Raw genomic sequence first — 16,148 nt, forward strand, 5'->3', positions numbered from 1 at the left:
TGATGCGCAGACGCAAACGCTCCTGGCTGACCACACGCCTTGTAGGGGGGCCTTGTGCCCCGATGGGCTGCACAGCAGCCCCAGCGCGCGCTGATCGCGATGAGTTTATGCCGGCGTCCCCGCTACCGAATCGGTGCAGCGCCCGCCCAGCAAACCGAGCAGATTCAAGCAACCTTTGGTCAGCCCCCCGACTCCAGCGCATTTTTCATGTATGATATGCGCCCTCCAAAAGCCTGACTGTCCGAGAACACCCCATGCAGCTTTCTTCGCTCACTGCGGTTTCCCCTGTAGACGGCCGTTACGCCGGCAAAACCCAGGCCTTGCGCCCCATCTTCAGCGAATTCGGCCTGATCCGTTTCCGCGCCCTGGTCGAAGTGCGCTGGTTGCAGCGCCTGGCCGCCCACTCGCAGATCAGCGAAGTGCCGGCGTTCTCCGCCGAAGCCAACGCGCTGCTGGACAACCTGGCCACCGATTTCAAGCTCGAGCACGCCGAGCGAGTCAAGGAAATCGAGCGCACCACCAACCACGACGTCAAGGCGATCGAATACCTCCTCAAGGAGCAGGCCGCCCAGCTGCCTGAGCTGGCCAAGGTCAGCGAATTCATCCACTTCGCCTGCACCAGCGAGGACATCAACAACCTGTCCCACGCCCTGATGCTGCGCGCCGGCCGTGACGAGGTGCTGTTGCCGCTGATGCGCCAGATCGCCGACGCCATTCGCGCCCTGGCCCATGCCCACGCCGACGTGCCGATGCTCTCGCGCACCCATGGCCAGCCTGCCTCCCCGACTACCCTCGGCAAGGAGCTGGCCAACGTCGTGTACCGCCTGGAACGCCAGATCGCCCAGGTCGCTGCCGTGCCGCTGCTGGGCAAGATCAACGGCGCTGTGGGCAACTACAACGCCCACCTGTCGGCCTACTCACAGATCGACTGGGAGCAGAACGCCCGCGCCTTCATCGAAGACGAGCTGGGCTTGCAGTTCAACCCCTACACCACCCAGATCGAGCCGCACGACTACATCGCCGAGCTGTTCGACGCCATCGCGCGCTTCAACACCATCCTCATCGATTTCGATCGGGACGTGTGGGGCTACATTTCGCTGGGCTACTTCAAGCAGAAGACCGTTGCCGGCGAAATCGGCTCTTCAACCATGCCGCACAAGGTCAACCCCATCGACTTCGAAAACTCCGAAGGCAACCTGGGCATCGCCAACGCCCTGTTCCAGCACCTTGCCAGCAAGCTGCCTGTCTCGCGCTGGCAACGTGACCTGACCGACTCCACCGTGCTGCGCAACCTGGGCGTGGGCTTTGCCCATAGCGTCATCGCGTATGAAGCCAGCCTCAAAGGCATCGGCAAGCTCGAAGTGAACCATGCCCGCATCGCGGCCGACCTGGATGCCTGCTGGGAAGTGCTGGCCGAGCCGATCCAAACCGTCATGCGTCGCTTCAACATCGAGAACCCCTACGAGAAGCTCAAGGAGCTGACCCGCGGTAAAGGCATCACGCCAGACGCCCTGCTCAGCTTCATCGATGGGCTGGACATGCCCGCCGAAGCCAAGGCCGAACTCAAGCAACTCACCCCCGCTACCTACATCGGTAACGCGGCAGCGCAGGCAAAACGCGTCTAACGCGCGCTCTGCGCCCAACGCCCGGCCTGGCCGGGCGTTTTTATTCCCATCTGAAAATTACGTTTTTTCAATAGGTTGAAGATGAATCCTGATACTCCACTGCAGCTGCTGGGCGGCATTACGGCCCGTGAATTCATGCGCGACTACTGGCAGAAAAAGCCGCTGCTGGTGCGCCAGGCATTCCCCGATTTCATCAGCCCGATCGATCCGGACGAGCTGGCTGGCCTGGCGCTGGAGGATGAAGTCGAGTCCCGTATCGTGCTCGAGCACGGCGCGCACCCGTGGGAGATGCGCCGCGGCCCGTTCAACGAGGATACGTTTGCCGAGCTGCCAGAGCAGGACTGGACGCTACTGGTACAAGCCGTAGACCAGTTCGTGCCGGAAGTTGCAGAGCTGCTGGAGAACTTCCGCTTCCTGCCCAGCTGGCGCATCGACGACGTCATGATCAGCTTCGCAGCCCCCGGCGGCAGCGTTGGTCCGCACTTCGACAACTACGACGTGTTCCTGCTGCAAGGCCATGGGCAGCGCAACTGGAAGATCGGGCAGATGTGCGACAGTGACAGCGCCCTGCTCGAACACAGCGACCTGCGCATCCTGGCCGATTTCGAGCAAAGCGGCGAGTGGACCCTGGAGCCTGGCGACATGCTGTACCTGCCGCCGCGCCTGGCTCACTACGGGGTTGCCGTGGACGATTGCCTGACCTACTCGGTCGGTTTCCGCGCACCGAGCGCCGCCGAGGTGCTCACCCACTTCACCGACTTCCTCGGCCAGTTCCTGCCGGACGAAGAGCGCTACAGCGACGCCGATGCACAGCCGGTCAGCGACCCTCACCAGATCCAGCATGATGCCCTGGACCGCCTCAAGGCCCTGCTGGACAAGCACATGGGTGACAAGGATTTGCTGTTGACCTGGTTTGGCCAGTTCATGACCGAGCCGCGTTATCCGGAGCAGATCGTTGGCGAAGAATTGTCCGAGCAGGAGCTGCTCAACGCCTTGCAGCAGGGCGCCATCCTGATTCGCAACCCGAGCGCCCGCATGGCCTGGTCCGAGTTCGAGAGCGACCTGTTGCTGTTCGCCAGCGGACGTAGCTGCCCGCTGCCTGGAAAGCTGCGCGACCTGCTCAAGCTGGTATGTGCTGCCGACGCCCTGCATATCGAGAACCTCGGCCAGTGGTTGCAGGATGAAGATGCAGTGATGCTGATCCAGCAGTTGGTCAAGCAAGGCAGCCTGGGTTTCGCCGATGAATAAGATTCGGGTGCGCCTGGCCGATTGGGTCAAGGACAACGCCGACATTCGCCGCATCCGTGAGGCGGTGTTCGTCGCCGAGCAGCACATACCGGTCGAACTGGAGTTCGACTCCGAAGACCAGGATGCCTTGCATTTCCTGGCTCTGGAGGGCGACTACCCGATCGGCACCGCGCGCTTGCTCGCCGATGGCACCATCGGCCGAATCTCGGTGCTCAAGGATTGGCGCGGCTTGAAAGTGGGCGACGCGCTGGTCAATGCCGTCATCACCGAAGCGCAAGGCCGTGACCTCAAGCCGCAACGGCTGAGCGCGCAGGTGCACGCCACACCGTTCTATGAGCGGCTGGGCTTCAAAGTGGTCAGCGAGGAGTTTCTCGAAGCCGGCATCCCTCACGTAGACATGGTGCGCGAGTCGCACTTGCCTTCGTGAAACGTGCCAGGCCTGCGTGCCTCTGAACCACGGCGTGCTGGGGTGATTGCCGCTCTTGTCCATACGGGAGCGGCTCGAGCTCACGTGCGCACGTGTCCCAGTCAGAAGCTGCTTGCCGGCCGCAGGCTGACCGGTAGCCGTATTGAATCACGCTGATATCGCGCCAATCCTGTGCCGGCTCTTATCGGCCGGCACATCCGGATACGCCTTGCACTGTACATCCATCCACATAAAACTTGCCTACTTCGTTGCGCACCCGCATCCTAGCGCTCATATCCATCGATGAAGCGTCAGTGGCCATGCGGCTGTTTCTGTGTGAAAAACCCTCCCAGGCAAAAGACATCGCCAAAGTGCTCGGCGCCAATCGCAAAGGCGATGGCTGTTGGCAAGGCACCGACGTGTGCGTGACCTGGTGCATTGGCCATCTGCTGGAAACGGCCCCACCCGACAGCTATGACGAGCGCTACAAGCGCTGGACCCTGGCCGACCTGCCGATCATCCCGCAACAGTGGAAGATGCTGGTCAAGCCCAAGACCGCCAGCCAGTACAAGGCGGTCAAGCGTTTGTTGGGCGAAGCCCGCGAGTTGGTCATCGCAACCGATGCCGACCGCGAAGGCGAAATGATTGCCCGTGAGTTGGTCGAACACTGTCGCTACCGTGGCCCGGTACAACGCCTCTGGTTGTCCGCGCTCGATGATGCGTCGATTCGCAAGGCGCTGGCCCGCCTGCTGCCGGGGCAGGAAACCTTCAACCTTTACCACTCGGCGCTGGGCCGTTCACGTGCCGACTGGCTGATCGGGATGAACATGAGCCGGCTGTTCACTCTGCTGGGGCGTCAGTCCGGCTACCAGGGCGTACTCCCGGTGGGTCGCGTGCAAACGCCGACCCTGCGCCTGGTAGTGGACCGAGACCGCAGCATCGCACAGTTCGTACCCGTGCCCTTCTGGGCCATCGATGTCCGTCTAAGCCAAGCCAACCAGGCGTTCATGGCCCAGTGGCGGGCGCCGGAGGATGCCTGCGACGACCAGGGTCGCTGCCTGAACCAGGCATTGGCGCAGCAAGCAGCTGCCGCCATCGAGCAGGCCGGTGTTGCCCAGGCCGTTAAAATTACAACGGAACGTGTACGCGAAGCCGCACCCCTGCCCTTTGACCTCGGTACCCTGCAAGAGCTGTGCTCGAAAAAGTTCGGCCTGGGCGCTCAGGAAACCCTGGATATCGCCCAGGCGCTCTACGAGACCCACAAGCTGATCACCTACCCGCGCAGCGACTGCGGTTACCTGCCGCTGAGCCAGCACGGGGAAGCGCCGGCCATTCTGGCGGCGCTGCAGCGGGCCGATGCCAGCCTGGCCCCCTTGCAACCTCATCTTGAGCCCCAGCGCCGTTCACGTGCCTGGAACGATACCAAGGTCAGTGCCCACCACGGCATCATACCGACGGTCGCCGCCAGCGACCCAGGGCGCCTGCCAGCCAAGCACAAGTCGGTGTACACCCTGATCCGTGCGCGTTACCTGGCACAGTTTCTACCCCACCATGAATACGACCGCACCCAGGCAGACTTCGACTGCGCAGGCCACGCCTTGCGCGCCGTGGGTAAGCAGATCGTCGAGCCAGGCTGGCGTCGCGCCCTGCCAGAAGCCTTGACGCCAGCCAAGGGCCGCGAAGCCGCCCCGCCCCAGGTACTTCCAACGTTGCGCGAAGGCCAAGCCTGCGCGGTCCAGGATGTCCAGCTCAAAGACCTGTGGACCCAACCACCCAAGCCCTTCACCGAAGGCGACCTGATCAAGGCCATGAAGAACGTGGCCAAGCTGGTGGACGACCCTCGGCTTAAGCAGAAGCTCAAGGAAACCACTGGGATCGGTACCGAGGCCACCCGTGCCAGCATCATCCAGGGCCTGCTGGACCGAGGTTACCTGGTCAAAAATGGCAAGGCGCTGGCAGCAACGCCTGCCGCTTTCAGCCTGATCGACGCCGTACCCCGCGCCATCGCCGACCCCGGCACCACTGCCATCTGGGAGCAGGCACTGGACATGGTGCAAAGCGGCGACATGAGCCTGGAAGAATTCGTGGCCCGGCAATCGGCCTGGATGGGCAAGCTGGTAGAACGTTGCCGCGGTCTGCGCATGACCATTACTGGGCCGGCGGCGGGCGCTGCCCCGCCCTGGAAGAAAAAGCGCAGAAGCAGTGGTAAGGCCCGATCAACGTCAGGCAAGGCAGCAGGCGCCAAAAGTGGCGCAAGTAAAAGCAGGCAACCGAGGAAGAAGCCCACATGAACCTGTGGGTGCAGGCCATAGCGGGCGGATTGGGCGGCATCTGCTAGATTTCCCTGGACCTGTTTCACTGTGGAGTTGCCCATGAGCCTGGACTCGGAACGCACGCCTGCGCAAACGAGCTTCCCGAATGTACTCGCTGAAGTTCGCACCTTTCGTGCCCGGTATCCCGACGTGCGCCATGTCGACCTGATCAGCCTCGACATCCCAGGCCATTTCTATGGCAAGCGCTACCCGATCGACATGCTTGAGAAGGTGGCCGCCGGTAGCCCGCTCAAACTGCCCCAGAACGCGGTGCTGCTCGGCACCCAGGGTGGCCTGTTCCAGATCGGCGACTACTGCTTCAACGACGGCGACCCTGACGCCCTGCGCCGGCTGGTGCCCGGCACATTGAAGCCCGTTACATGGGAAGCGCAGCCCTTGGGGCAGATGCTGATCAGCAGCGACGCAACGCCAGCGCCCATCGCGTTCGAGCCTCGTGAGGTGCTGGCGCGTGTTCTGCAACGCCTGGCACGCCGCGGGATTCATCCGGTCGTGGCGTTCGAGCTGGAGTTCTATCTGTTCGACCGCGCGCTCAAAGCGGGCCTGCCGCAGTTTCCTCGCGACCCGCTGAGCGCCGATGAGGACGACCAGCCCAACTTGCACATCGAGCGCTTGAGCCGCTTCGCAGACGTACTGCATGACATGGTTGCCACAGCCAACGTGCAGGGCGTGGATGCCAACGTCATCACCGCCGAGCTGGGGCCAGGCCAGTTCGAAATCAATTTCGGACACTGCACCGACGGGCTGCAAGCGGCGGACTGGGCGGCGTTGTTCAGCCGTAGTACGCGCGGTGTAGCACGCAAGCACGGCCACCGCGCCTCGTTCATGAGCAAACCCTACCTGCATGCGCCCGGCAGTGGCATGCATGTGCATGTCAGCCTGTATGACGAGGGAGGCAACAACCTGCTGGCCGCCGATGGTCAGCGTCCGCTGCGCCATGCAGTAGCCGGATGCCTGTCTCTGCTGCCCTATTGCATGCCAATCTTCGCCGCCAACCACAATGCATTTCGCCGTTACGGCGCCATGGTCAACGCCGCCAACCGGGCCAGCTGGGGGTACGAAGACCGCGATGCCTGTATTCGCATCCCCGAATCCGATGCCCGCAACTTGCGCATCGAACATCGTCTGGCCGGCGCCGATGCCAACCCCTACCTGGTGCTGGCCGCCATCCTGTGCGGCCTGGAACAGGGCCTTGACGCCGCGCAGGAACCCATCGCACCGTTGAACGACGACCGCACCAGCGGCATCGACTTTCCCAAGGACATGCTCAGCGCAGTGACGGCCATGCAGCACGCGCCTGCGGTGATCGAAGGCTTGGGGGCCGAATTCGTTAAGGTGTACTGCGAAAACAAGCGCCAGGACCACTTGGCGTTCATGCATGAGATCAGTGCTCGCGAGTACCGCTGGTTTCTGTGATCACGACCGTATCGTGCTGGCGCGGGCACCTCGATCAACACCCGCGTTGGCACTTGCACGGTAGGGGTATTAACATGTCCCGCTTATCGCGCGGCGTTTTGTCGCATACCGTCACATTGCCTGCCAGATTCCCATGCCTTTCGAACTTACCGTAGAACCCTTGACCCTGCTCATCCTGGCAGTGGTCGCTTTCGTCGCCGGTTTCATCGATGCCATCGCTGGCGGCGGCGGCCTGCTGACCACGCCCGCACTGCTGACAGCCGGCATGCCGCCTCACCTGGTACTGGGCACCAACAAGCTCAGCTCGACGTTCGGCTCGGCCACGGCCGGCCTGACGTACTACAGGCGCAAGCTCTTTCACCCGGTGCAGTGGCGTCGTGCCCTGTTCGGCACCTTGGCCGGGGCCCTGCTAGGGGCGGTCGTTGCGCACTACATGCCCGCCGAATGGTTGAACAAGATGCTGCCGGTGATCGTGTTCGCCTGCGGCCTGTACCTGTTGTTCGGCGGCACGCCAAAGGCGCCACTGGACGCCGATGCCCCGATTCGCAAGAAGTGGCAGCTGCCGCAAGGCCTGACCCTGGGTTTCTATGACGGCGTGGCTGGGCCGGGTACAGGTGCGTTCTGGACGGTCAGTACCCTGCTGCTCTATCCCATCGACCTGGTTCGCGCCAGTGGCGTGGCCCGCAGCATGAACTTCGTCAGCAACATCGCAGCCCTGACGGTGTTCGTGATTTCCGGGCAGGTGGACTACATCGTCGGCCTGTGCATGGGCCTGTCGGTCATGGTCGGCGCCTTCTTCGGCGCCAGAACGGCAATCAGCGGCGGCAGCAAGTTCATCCGCCCTGTGTTCATCACCGTGGTGCTGGCCCTAACCGTGCGCCTGGCCTGGCAGCACTGGTTTGGCCAGGCGTGATACGCCAGCCAGGGACTGCACGCATAACGGGTTAGGAGCCGCGCCCTCTGGAGCGGGCCTAATCGGTCACTGTCCCGGGAAAGCTGGTTCGGCATGGCCCAGTCGGCGGGCTACGTACAGGTCGATCAGGTAACGGGCAATCGACCGTCCCGCCGGCAGCGGCGGCAGGTCGTGCACATTGAACCAGCGGGCGTCCTCGATTTCATCCGGCTGCATGACGATGTCGCCACTGGCGTATTCGGCATGAAAGCCCAGCATCATCGAGTGTGGGAAGGGCCAGCACTGGCTACCCACGTACTGGATGTTCTTGACCTCCAGCGCCACCTCTTCGCGCACCTCGCGCACCAGGCAGTCTTCGGCCGACTCGCCGGGTTCGGCGAAGCCTGCCAGGGTGCTGTACACACCTGCCACGAAACGCGGCGAGCGTGCCAACAGGACCTCGTCGCCCCGTGTAATCAACACGATCATGCTGGGCGAGATGCGCGGGTAGCTGCGCAGGTCGCACGCGCTGCAGTGCATGGCGCGCTCCCAGCGAATTTGCGACATGGGCTGACCGCAACTGCCGCAGAACCGATGTTCGCGCGCCCAAGTGCCGATCTGCGCGGCATAACCCAGGACCGTGTAGGTCTCGGCATCCCCTTCGAGCATGAACGTGCGCAGGCCGCGCCAGCTGCAACCGGCTATGTGGGCGGCCTTGGCGAGCTCAAGTAGAAACACCGGCTGGCCGTCGAAGTGGCCGATGCCATGCTCGCACAGCACATCCAGCCCCTGGCGCTTGAGCCAGTCGCGCTGGAACAACGCGCCCTCTTCCCCAACCAGAAAACCCTCCGGGCTGTGGGCCACCGCCAGTCCGGCGGGCGTTTGCGGGTCGAGTACTGCGGTCGTCCAGCGTGCTGACATAAGGGCATTCCTGTGAGGTGCGCCCGTCGACTCTGTCAGTCGGCGAACGACGGTTTGTGTTTGTTCATGTGTGCAGCCATGGCCAGGCGCATGTCTTCGGACTGCAACATCGCCGCATTCCAGGTGGCGATGTACTCCAGGCCGTCGTCGATGCGGTGATCACGCATGTAGCTGAGCATGTGCTTGGTACCCGCCACGGCGATCGGTGATTTGGCTGCGATGTCCCGGGCAATGGCGAACACACCTTCAAGCAAGGTGGCCTGGTCATCGTAGACCCGGTTCACCAGGCCGATGCGCAGCGCCTCTTCGGCTTCGACGGTGCGTCCCGTGTAGGCCAGTTCCCGCATGATGCCGTCGTTGATGATGCGTGGCAAACGCTGCAGTGTGCCGACGTCCGCGGCCATGCCCATGTCGATTTCCTTGATGGAGAACTGGACGTCACGGCTGCAATAGCGCATGTCGCAGGCTGACAGCAGGTCGATGGCCCCGCCGATGCAGTAGCCCTGCACCGCCGCCAGCACGGGCTTACGGCAGCGGTCGACGGCGTTGAACGAGGCTTGCAGGCTCAGGATGGTCTTGCGCAACGTCCGGGCGTTGCGCGAAGGGTCCTTGCCCATCTGCCCCGCGACCGAGGCCAGCATGGCCAGGTCGATACCGGCCGAGAAATGTTTGCCAGCGCCGCTGATGACCACGGCCCGGACCGCGTCGGTGTCATCCACCCACTGGAAGATCTCGATGATTTCCTCCCAGAACGCGGCATTCATGGCGTTGAGTTTTTCCGGGCGGTTGATCTGAACGTGGGCAATGTTCTCGTTCAGCTCGACCTTGAACGCGCTGTACTGGGTCACGGGCGACACTCCTGTGGGCTCTGGCAATGACAGCGATGGTAGCGCAGCCCGGTTGCCGTGCGTCTGCCAAAAGCGGGACTGCCGGAACGGGCGGACGGTGGAGGCCTGGCAACGCGCGTACAACTTTTGCTCAAGGCAGGCATCGAATCTGTGTAAGCACTCACTCTCAGGAGAAACACAATGGCGATACGCAAGGCATTGATGCTTTCCTGCATGGCCCTTGCCCTGGTTGGCTGCGCCGGCAATGATCACCCTGCCCCACCGCGCACGCAGCAGGTGGACCTGCAACGCTACCAGGGCACCTGGTACGAGCTGGCAAGGTTGCCGATGTTCTTCCAGCGCAACTGTGTGCAATCAGAAGCCCACTACGCCCTGCGCACCGATGGCCGAATCGATGTGACCAACCGCTGCAGGGAGAAAGACGGCCAGTGGAACGAGGCCAAGGGTATCGCCGAAGCTCAGCAGCCGGGCAGCACCGACAAGCTCTGGGTACGCTTCGACAACTGGTTCAGCCGTCTGGCGCCTGACCTGACCAAGGGTGAGTACTGGGTGCTCTATCACGACAAGGACTACCGCGTAGCGCTGGTCGGCCATCCTAACCGCGAGTACCTGTGGCTGCTGTCCCGCACCCCGGCCATTCCGGACAAGACCCGTGACCAATTGCTGGACATTGCCCGCGAGCAAGGCTATGACACCAGCAAACTGGTCTGGCGCCAGGCTGACAGCACAGGCGTCGAATAAGACTTTGATGGCGCATGACAAGGAGTAGACATGGACCTGCTGTTTCTGGGCACCAGCGCCGGTGCCCCGACCAAAGCCCGCAACGTGAGCGCAACGGCGCTGCTGGAGGCGACGGGTAAACGCTGGTACTTGATCGATTGCGGTGAGGGCACTCAGCATCGTCTGCTGCACACACCGCTGTCGACCCATGACCTGGGCGGCATTTTCATCACCCATGTACATGGCGACCACTGCCTGGGTTTGCCCGGCCTGCTGGCCAGTGCAAGCATGAACGGGCGGCGCCAACCGCTGGATGTGGTGTTGCCCCGGGCCTTGCACGATTGGGTGCGCGTCAGTTTGGCGGTTACCGACAGTCATCTGTCCTTCGATCTGCGGCTGTTGCCCGTCGAAGCGTTCAGTGGCTGGCACAACGCGGCCGTAACGGTGAGCACCGTCACTTTGTCGCACCGCGTGCCTAGCGTGGGCTACCTCTTCGAGGAGCGCTGCCCCGAGCCACGGCTGGACAGCAGGCGCCTTGACGCCGAAGGCGTGCCTCGTGGGCCGCTGTGGGGGGCGCTGGCGAAAGGCCTGGCAGTGAATCACCAAGGTCGTGAGCTGCAAGCGGCGCACTACCTTCAGCCTGGTCGAGCTGCCCGCCGCATCATGATCTGCGGCGACAACGACACGCCCGAACTGCTGGCCAAGGCAGCGGCAGGTGCCGATGTGCTGGTGCATGAAGCGACCTTTACGCAACCTGCGGTGGAGCGATCCGGCGTGACGTACGGCCACAGTACTGCGGCGGCAGTGGCTCGGTTTGCCGAAGCGGCCGGAGTGCGTAACCTGGTGCTGACGCACTTCAGTGCGCGCTACCAGTCTGACAATCGGCGCAGCCCCTCGATCGATGACATCAGGCAGGAGGCTGCCCTGCATTATGCCGGCAACCTCACATTGGCCGCGGACCTTCAGCGGTATCATTTGGGGCGTGAGGGTGTGCTGTCGGCTGTTGATTAATCGGCCCGCCATAGCGCCCACGGCGTCCACAACAGCGTGAACAGCCCCGCAGCTAAGCCGCCATTCGCCCCTTGGCCACCGCCTCGGACGCCGCCAACATAGCGCGCAGCAGCACGGCACACCCCGCCGCCAGATCCTCTGGCGTAGCGTTCTCGATTTCGTTATGGCTGATGCCGTTTTCGCACGGCACGAAGATCATGCCAGCGGGCCCGAGTTCAGCCAGGAAGATCGCGTCGTGCCCTGCCCCGCTGACGATATCCATGTGCGGCAAACCCAGTGCCTGGGCCGATTCACGTACCGCACCCACGCAGCCGTTGTCGAAATACAAGGCCGGAAAATCTGCGGTGGGCACCAGCTCATACGTTAGCCCATGCCGCTCGCAGGTCTGTTCGATCACGCTGCGGACCTCGGCAATCATTCCCTCTAGCCGGTCCCCCTCGAGGTGACGCAAATCCAGGGTCATGCGCACTTCGCCTGGAATCACATTGCGCGAGCCAGGATAGGCTTGCAGGCAGCCCACCGTACCGCAGGCGTGCGGCTGGTGGCCCAGGGCGGCGCGGTTGACCGCTTCGACCACGGCAGCGGCGCCGACCAGGGCATCCTTGCGCAGGTGCATGGGCGTTGGCCCGGCATGGGCCTCCACCCCACGCAAGGTCAGGTCGAACCATTTCTGGCCCAGGGCGCCGAGCACCACGCCGATGGTCTTGGCCTGGTCTTCCAGGATCGGGCCTTGTTCGATGTGGGCTTCGAAATACGCCCCCACCGGGTGGCCCGTCACCGCCCGGCTCCCGGCGTAGCCGATGTCATTCAACGCTTCGCCCACGCTGATCCCTTGGGCATCGCGTTTTGCCAGCGTCTGCTCGAGACTGAACTTGCCGGCAAAGACCCCCGAGCCCATCATGCACGGCGCAAAGCGCGAGCCTTCCTCGTTGGTCCATACCACCACTTCCAGTGGTGCTTCGGTTTCAACGCCCAGGTCGTTGAGGGTGCGGATGACCTCCAGCCCGGCCATGACCCCATAGCAGCCATCGAACTTGCCACCGGTGGGCTGGGTGTCGATGTGGCTGCCCGTCATCACCGGCGGCAGCGCTGCGTTGCGCCCTGGCCGGCGGGCAAACAGATTACCCACCCCGTCGACCGTCACCGTGCACCCTGCCGCCTCGCACCACTGCACGAACAGGTCGCGGGCCTGTCGATCCAGATCGGTCAAGGCCAGGCGACACACGCCACCCTTGGGGGTGGCCCCCAGGCGCGCCAGGTCCATGAGCGATTGCCACAGGCGTGCGCTATCGACATGCCGGGCAGTCGATTGAAGAACGTCTTGAGCGCGGGTCATAGGTTTCTCCTCAGGCTTTTCTTGTCAGATGTGTAAGCCACGGCGCGGGCCTGCCCGCACTGCGACGAGCAGGTTACTCAAGGCAAAGGCTTGGCCATGCGCGCCGGGCTGCGGGCGGCCATGGCGGCGAAGACGTAATACAAGCCAGCGCCAAGCAGCGAGCCGGTGAACCAGCCATAGTCGTAGAACCAACTGAAGTGACTGTTGCCAATGGCCATTACTGTGAGCGCCACGGGCAACGCAAAGGCCGCAAAGCCGGGCCAGTGCCACGCAGGATAGACGTCATCGCGGTACAGCCCGGCCAGGTCCAGGTGCTGACGCCGGACCAGGAAATAATCCACCACCATGATCCCGGCAATGGGACCCAGCAGGCTGGAATACCCCAGCAACCAGTTGGAATAGACGCTTTCAAGGCTGATGTCGGAAACGATCCAGCCCAGCTTCTTGAGCAGCTCGTGGCCCATCAGCGCCAGCCCGATGAACCCGGTCAGCCACACCGCCCGGCTGCGGCCGATCAAGCGCGGCGCAATGTTCTGGAAATCGTTGGTGGGCGAGACGATGTTGGCCGCTGTGTTGGTGGACAAGGTAGCGATTACGATCAGGGCCATGGCCAGCGCTACCCAGAAGGGGCTCTGAATCTTGCCGATCAGCGTCACCGGGTCGGAAACGGTCTCGCCCACCAGCGAGGCCGAGGCCGCCGTCAACACCACACCCAGCGAGGCGAACAGGAACATGGTCAGGGGCAGGCCGAATATTTGCCCCAGAATCTGGTCCTTCTGGCTACGGGCATAACGACTGAAGTCCGGGATGTTCAGCGACAGGGTGGCCCAGAAGCCCACCATGGCAGTGAGCCCTGCGCAGAAGTAACCCACCACGCTGGCCCCTTGCGGACGCTTCGGTGGCTGGGCCAGCAGCTCGGTCATGGACATGTGCGGCAGCGCCCACACCAGCAGCCCGATACCCACCGATACCAGCAAAGGTGCGGACAAGGTTTCCAGCCACTTGATCGATTCGGCGCCGCGCAGCACCACCCATAGGTTCAGGCACCAGAAGATCATGAAACCGATCACCTCGCCGGTGCCGCCCAGGGCCTTCCAGCCCTCGAATACCGAGCCCAGGAACAGATGAATCGCCAGCCCACCGAACAGCGTCTGGATCCCGAACCAGCCGCAGGCGACCACCGCTCGCACCAGGCAAGGCACGTTGGAACCCAAGATGCCGAAGGATGCACGCAGCAGCACCGGGAAGGGTATGCCGTACTTGGTGCCAGGAAAGGCATTGAGCGTCAGTGGAATCAGCACAATGAGGTTGGCCAGCAAGATGGCCAGCAGCGCTTCACCTACGCTCAGGCCGAAATATGCCGTGAGAACCCCGCCCAGGGTGTAGGTAGGCACGCAGATGGACATGCCTACCCACAGGGCGGTGATGTGCCACCTGTTCCAGGTGCGCTGATGCACTTTGGTGGGAGCGATGTCGGGGTTGTAGCGCGGGCTGTCGAGCACGTCGGCGCCTTCGCACAGCTCTACCAGGCCGTTGCGATCAACCACGTGCGATCTGCTCTGTTGCATGGGGCCTTCTCCAGAATGTTGTTGTAATTGTTCGCTCATCGGGGCGAGTCGATGGCCGGAGTACACACGCAGAATGTGGATAGAAATTTCGACCAAATTTGGATCTTGTCAAGTTCGTCAGCATGATCCGAAACGCCTGTGCTAGAGCCACCCTCAGTTTTATTTCCTTATTAATCAGCAGGTTAAAAACCACAAATTCCGTGTGATTTATTTCTTGCTGAATCCAGAATCTGCATCTAGCCTCGAATCTTGTCAGCGATGACAGGATCTCTCTGCCACCCTGGCCTCCACAATTCCAAGAACCGGCACAGACCGGTCAGCCTGCGAGGAAAACGGCATGTCCCTGTTGATCCGTGGCGCCACCGTGGTCACCCACGAAGAAAGCTTCAGCGCCGATGTCCTGTGTGCAAACGGCCTGATTCAGGCCATCGGCCAAGACCTCGACCCACCGGCCGGTTGCAAGGTGCTCGATGGCAGCGGCCAGTACCTGATGCCCGGCGGGATCGACCCGCATACCCACATGCAGCTGCCTTTCATGGGCACCGTGGCCAGCGAAGACTTTTTCAGCGGCACCGCCGCCGGGCTAGCAGGCGGTACCACCTCCATCATCGATTTCGTGATCCCCAATCCCCAGCAGTCGTTGATGGAGGCGTTTCACACCTGGCGCGGATGGGCAGAGAAGAGCGCCAGCGATTACGGCTTTCACGTGGCCATCACCTGGTGGAGCGACCAGGTAGCCGAGGAAATGGGTGAGCTGGTTGCCCACCATGGGGTGAACAGTTTCAAACACTTCATGGCCTACAAGAACGCGATCATGGCCGCTGACGACACCCTGGTCGCCAGCTTCGAGCGCTGCCTGCAACTGGGCGCCGTGCCCACGGTGCACGCCGAGAACGGCGAGCTGGTGGATCACCTTCAACGCAAGTTGCTGGCCCAGGGCATGACAGGGCCCGAGGCGCATCCGTTGTCACGTCCGCCCCAGGTCGAGGGCGAAGCGGCCAGCCGCGCCATCCGTATCGCAGAAACCCTCGGTACGCCGTTGTACCTGGTGCATGTCTCCAGCCGCGAGGCGCTGGATGAGATTGCCTACGCTCGCGGCAAGGGGCAGCCGGTCTACGGCGAGGTCTTGCCTGGCCACCTGCTGCTGGACGACAGCGTCTACCGCGACCCGGACTGGGCCACGGCAGCAGGCTATGTGATGAGCCCGCCCTTCCGACCGCGTGAACACCAAGAGGCGCTGTGGCGCGGCCTGCAGTCAGGCAACCTGCACACCACCGCCACCGACCATTGCTGTTTCTGCGCCGAGCAGAAGGCCATGGGACGCGACAACTTCAGCCGCATTCCCAATGGTACGGCCGGTATCGAGGACCGCATGGCGGTGTTGTGGGATGCCGGTGTGAACACAGGTCGCCTGTCGATGCACGAATTCGTCGCCGTCACGTCCACCAACACGGCGAAGATCTTCAACCTGTTCCCACGCAAAGGCGCCATTCGTGTCGGCGCCGACGCCGACCTGGTGCTGTGGGATCCACAGGGCACGCGCACTTTGTCGGCCAAGACCCATCACCAGCAGGTGGACTTCAACATCTTCGAAGGCCGCACCGTGCGCGGCGTGCCCAGCCACACCATCAGCCAGGGCAAGGTGGTGTGGGCCGACGGTGACTTGCGCGCCGAAGTCGGTGCCGGACGGTATGTCGAACGCCCGGCCTACCCGTCGGTGTACGAACTGCTCGAGCGTCGGGCCGACCACCATCGGCCCATCCCCGTGCCCCGCTAGCCGCTGACACTGATCGACCGGCTTTCATTGCAAGACCGACTCGTCAGGCC

At 63.0% G+C, this 16,148-nt stretch carries 13 protein-coding genes; 9 read left to right on the plus strand and 4 right to left on the minus strand.

The window, feature by feature from the left end; genetic code table 11:
• The first annotated feature begins 254 nt into the window (after positions 1–254).
• The 6 genes from purB (at position 255) to ACK59L_RS00800 (ending at position 7,938) form a co-directional block, all read left to right on the plus strand.
• Positions 255–1,625, plus strand: a complete 1,371-nt coding sequence (gene purB, locus ACK59L_RS00775; RefSeq protein WP_409271240.1) for an adenylosuccinate lyase — start codon at positions 255–257, stop codon at positions 1,623–1,625.
• Positions 1,626–1,706: 81 nt separating this feature from the next.
• Entirely contained in the window at positions 1,707–2,873 is a 1,167-nt protein-coding gene (locus ACK59L_RS00780; protein WP_058603471.1) for a cupin domain-containing protein, read from the plus strand.
• Complete coding sequence (locus ACK59L_RS00785) at positions 2,866–3,300, plus strand: GNAT family N-acetyltransferase (protein WP_058603472.1); 435 nt, start codon at positions 2,866–2,868, stop codon at positions 3,298–3,300. Before ACK59L_RS00780 ends, ACK59L_RS00785 begins: the two co-directional genes overlap by 8 nt.
• A 299-nt stretch (positions 3,301–3,599) precedes the next feature.
• Entirely contained in the window at positions 3,600–5,570 is a 1,971-nt protein-coding gene (locus ACK59L_RS00790) for a DNA topoisomerase III (protein WP_409271243.1), read from the plus strand.
• Positions 5,571–5,651: 81 nt separating this feature from the next.
• Entirely contained in the window at positions 5,652–7,025 is a 1,374-nt protein-coding gene (locus ACK59L_RS00795; protein WP_409271245.1) for a glutamine synthetase family protein, read from the plus strand.
• 133 nt (positions 7,026–7,158) lie between these two features.
• Positions 7,159–7,938, plus strand: coding sequence for a TSUP family transporter (locus tag ACK59L_RS00800; protein ID WP_058603474.1), 780 nt, complete (start codon positions 7,159–7,161; stop codon positions 7,936–7,938).
• Positions 7,939–8,004: 66 nt separating this feature from the next.
• Here ACK59L_RS00800 and nudC read toward each other — a convergent pair whose 3' ends face one another.
• Entirely contained in the window at positions 8,005–8,838 is an 834-nt protein-coding gene (nudC, locus tag ACK59L_RS00805) for an NAD(+) diphosphatase (RefSeq protein ID WP_409271248.1), read from the minus strand.
• A gap of 35 nt (positions 8,839–8,873) precedes the next feature.
• Positions 8,874–9,686, minus strand: a complete 813-nt coding sequence (locus tag ACK59L_RS00810) for a crotonase/enoyl-CoA hydratase family protein (RefSeq protein ID WP_409271250.1) — start codon at positions 9,684–9,686, stop codon at positions 8,874–8,876.
• A 180-nt stretch (positions 9,687–9,866) separates the two neighbouring features.
• On the opposite strand from ACK59L_RS00810, the gene ACK59L_RS00815 reads away from it, so the two are divergent.
• Both ACK59L_RS00815 and ACK59L_RS00820 read left to right on the plus strand, forming a co-directional pair.
• A complete protein-coding gene (locus tag ACK59L_RS00815) occupies positions 9,867–10,427 on the plus strand; it encodes a lipocalin family protein (RefSeq protein ID WP_058603477.1) in 561 nt (186 codons plus the stop codon).
• Positions 10,428–10,457: 30 nt separating this feature from the next.
• Entirely contained in the window at positions 10,458–11,417 is a 960-nt protein-coding gene (locus ACK59L_RS00820) for an MBL fold metallo-hydrolase (protein WP_409271252.1), read from the plus strand.
• A gap of 52 nt (positions 11,418–11,469) precedes the next feature.
• Here the strand turns inward: ACK59L_RS00820 and ACK59L_RS00825 are convergent, their stop codons facing one another.
• Together ACK59L_RS00825 and ACK59L_RS00830 are read right to left on the minus strand one after the other, a co-directional pair.
• On the minus strand, positions 11,470–12,753 hold the full coding sequence (locus ACK59L_RS00825) for a Zn-dependent hydrolase (protein ID WP_409271254.1): 1,284 nt from the start codon (positions 12,751–12,753) through the stop codon (positions 11,470–11,472).
• 77 nt (positions 12,754–12,830) lie between these two features.
• A complete protein-coding gene (locus ACK59L_RS00830; RefSeq protein ID WP_409271256.1) occupies positions 12,831–14,321 on the minus strand; it encodes an NCS1 family nucleobase:cation symporter-1 in 1,491 nt (496 codons plus the stop codon).
• Positions 14,322–14,658: 337 nt separating this feature from the next.
• On the opposite strand from ACK59L_RS00830, the gene hydA reads away from it, so the two are divergent.
• Positions 14,659–16,098, plus strand: a complete 1,440-nt coding sequence (gene hydA / locus ACK59L_RS00835) for a dihydropyrimidinase (RefSeq protein ID WP_100851875.1) — start codon at positions 14,659–14,661, stop codon at positions 16,096–16,098.
• The last annotated feature ends 50 nt before the right edge of the window (positions 16,099–16,148 follow it).

The organism is Pseudomonas sp. KCJK9111 (genome assembly GCF_046231935.1).
Lineage (GTDB): Bacteria > Pseudomonadota > Gammaproteobacteria > Pseudomonadales > Pseudomonadaceae > Aquipseudomonas > Aquipseudomonas parafulva_B.

Coding starts and splice junctions, on each gene's coding strand:
- purB (WP_409271240.1), top strand. CDS start 255: ATGCAGCTTTCTTCGCTCACTGCGGTTTCCCCTGTAGACGGCCGTTAC.
- ACK59L_RS00780 (WP_058603471.1), top strand. CDS start 1,707: ATGAATCCTGATACTCCACTGCAGCTGCTGGGCGGCATTACGGCCCGT.
- ACK59L_RS00785 (WP_058603472.1), top strand. CDS start 2,866: ATGAATAAGATTCGGGTGCGCCTGGCCGATTGGGTCAAGGACAACGCC.
- ACK59L_RS00790 (WP_409271243.1), top strand. CDS start 3,600: ATGCGGCTGTTTCTGTGTGAAAAACCCTCCCAGGCAAAAGACATCGCC.
- ACK59L_RS00795 (WP_409271245.1), top strand. CDS start 5,652: ATGAGCCTGGACTCGGAACGCACGCCTGCGCAAACGAGCTTCCCGAAT.
- ACK59L_RS00800 (WP_058603474.1), top strand. CDS start 7,159: ATGCCTTTCGAACTTACCGTAGAACCCTTGACCCTGCTCATCCTGGCA.
- nudC (WP_409271248.1), bottom strand. CDS start 8,838: ATGTCAGCACGCTGGACGACCGCAGTACTCGACCCGCAAACGCCCGCC.
- ACK59L_RS00815 (WP_058603477.1), top strand. CDS start 9,867: ATGGCGATACGCAAGGCATTGATGCTTTCCTGCATGGCCCTTGCCCTG.
- ACK59L_RS00820 (WP_409271252.1), top strand. CDS start 10,458: ATGGACCTGCTGTTTCTGGGCACCAGCGCCGGTGCCCCGACCAAAGCC.
- ACK59L_RS00825 (WP_409271254.1), bottom strand. CDS start 12,753: ATGACCCGCGCTCAAGACGTTCTTCAATCGACTGCCCGGCATGTCGAT.
- ACK59L_RS00830 (WP_409271256.1), bottom strand. CDS start 14,321: ATGCAACAGAGCAGATCGCACGTGGTTGATCGCAACGGCCTGGTAGAG.
- hydA (WP_100851875.1), top strand. CDS start 14,659: ATGTCCCTGTTGATCCGTGGCGCCACCGTGGTCACCCACGAAGAAAGC.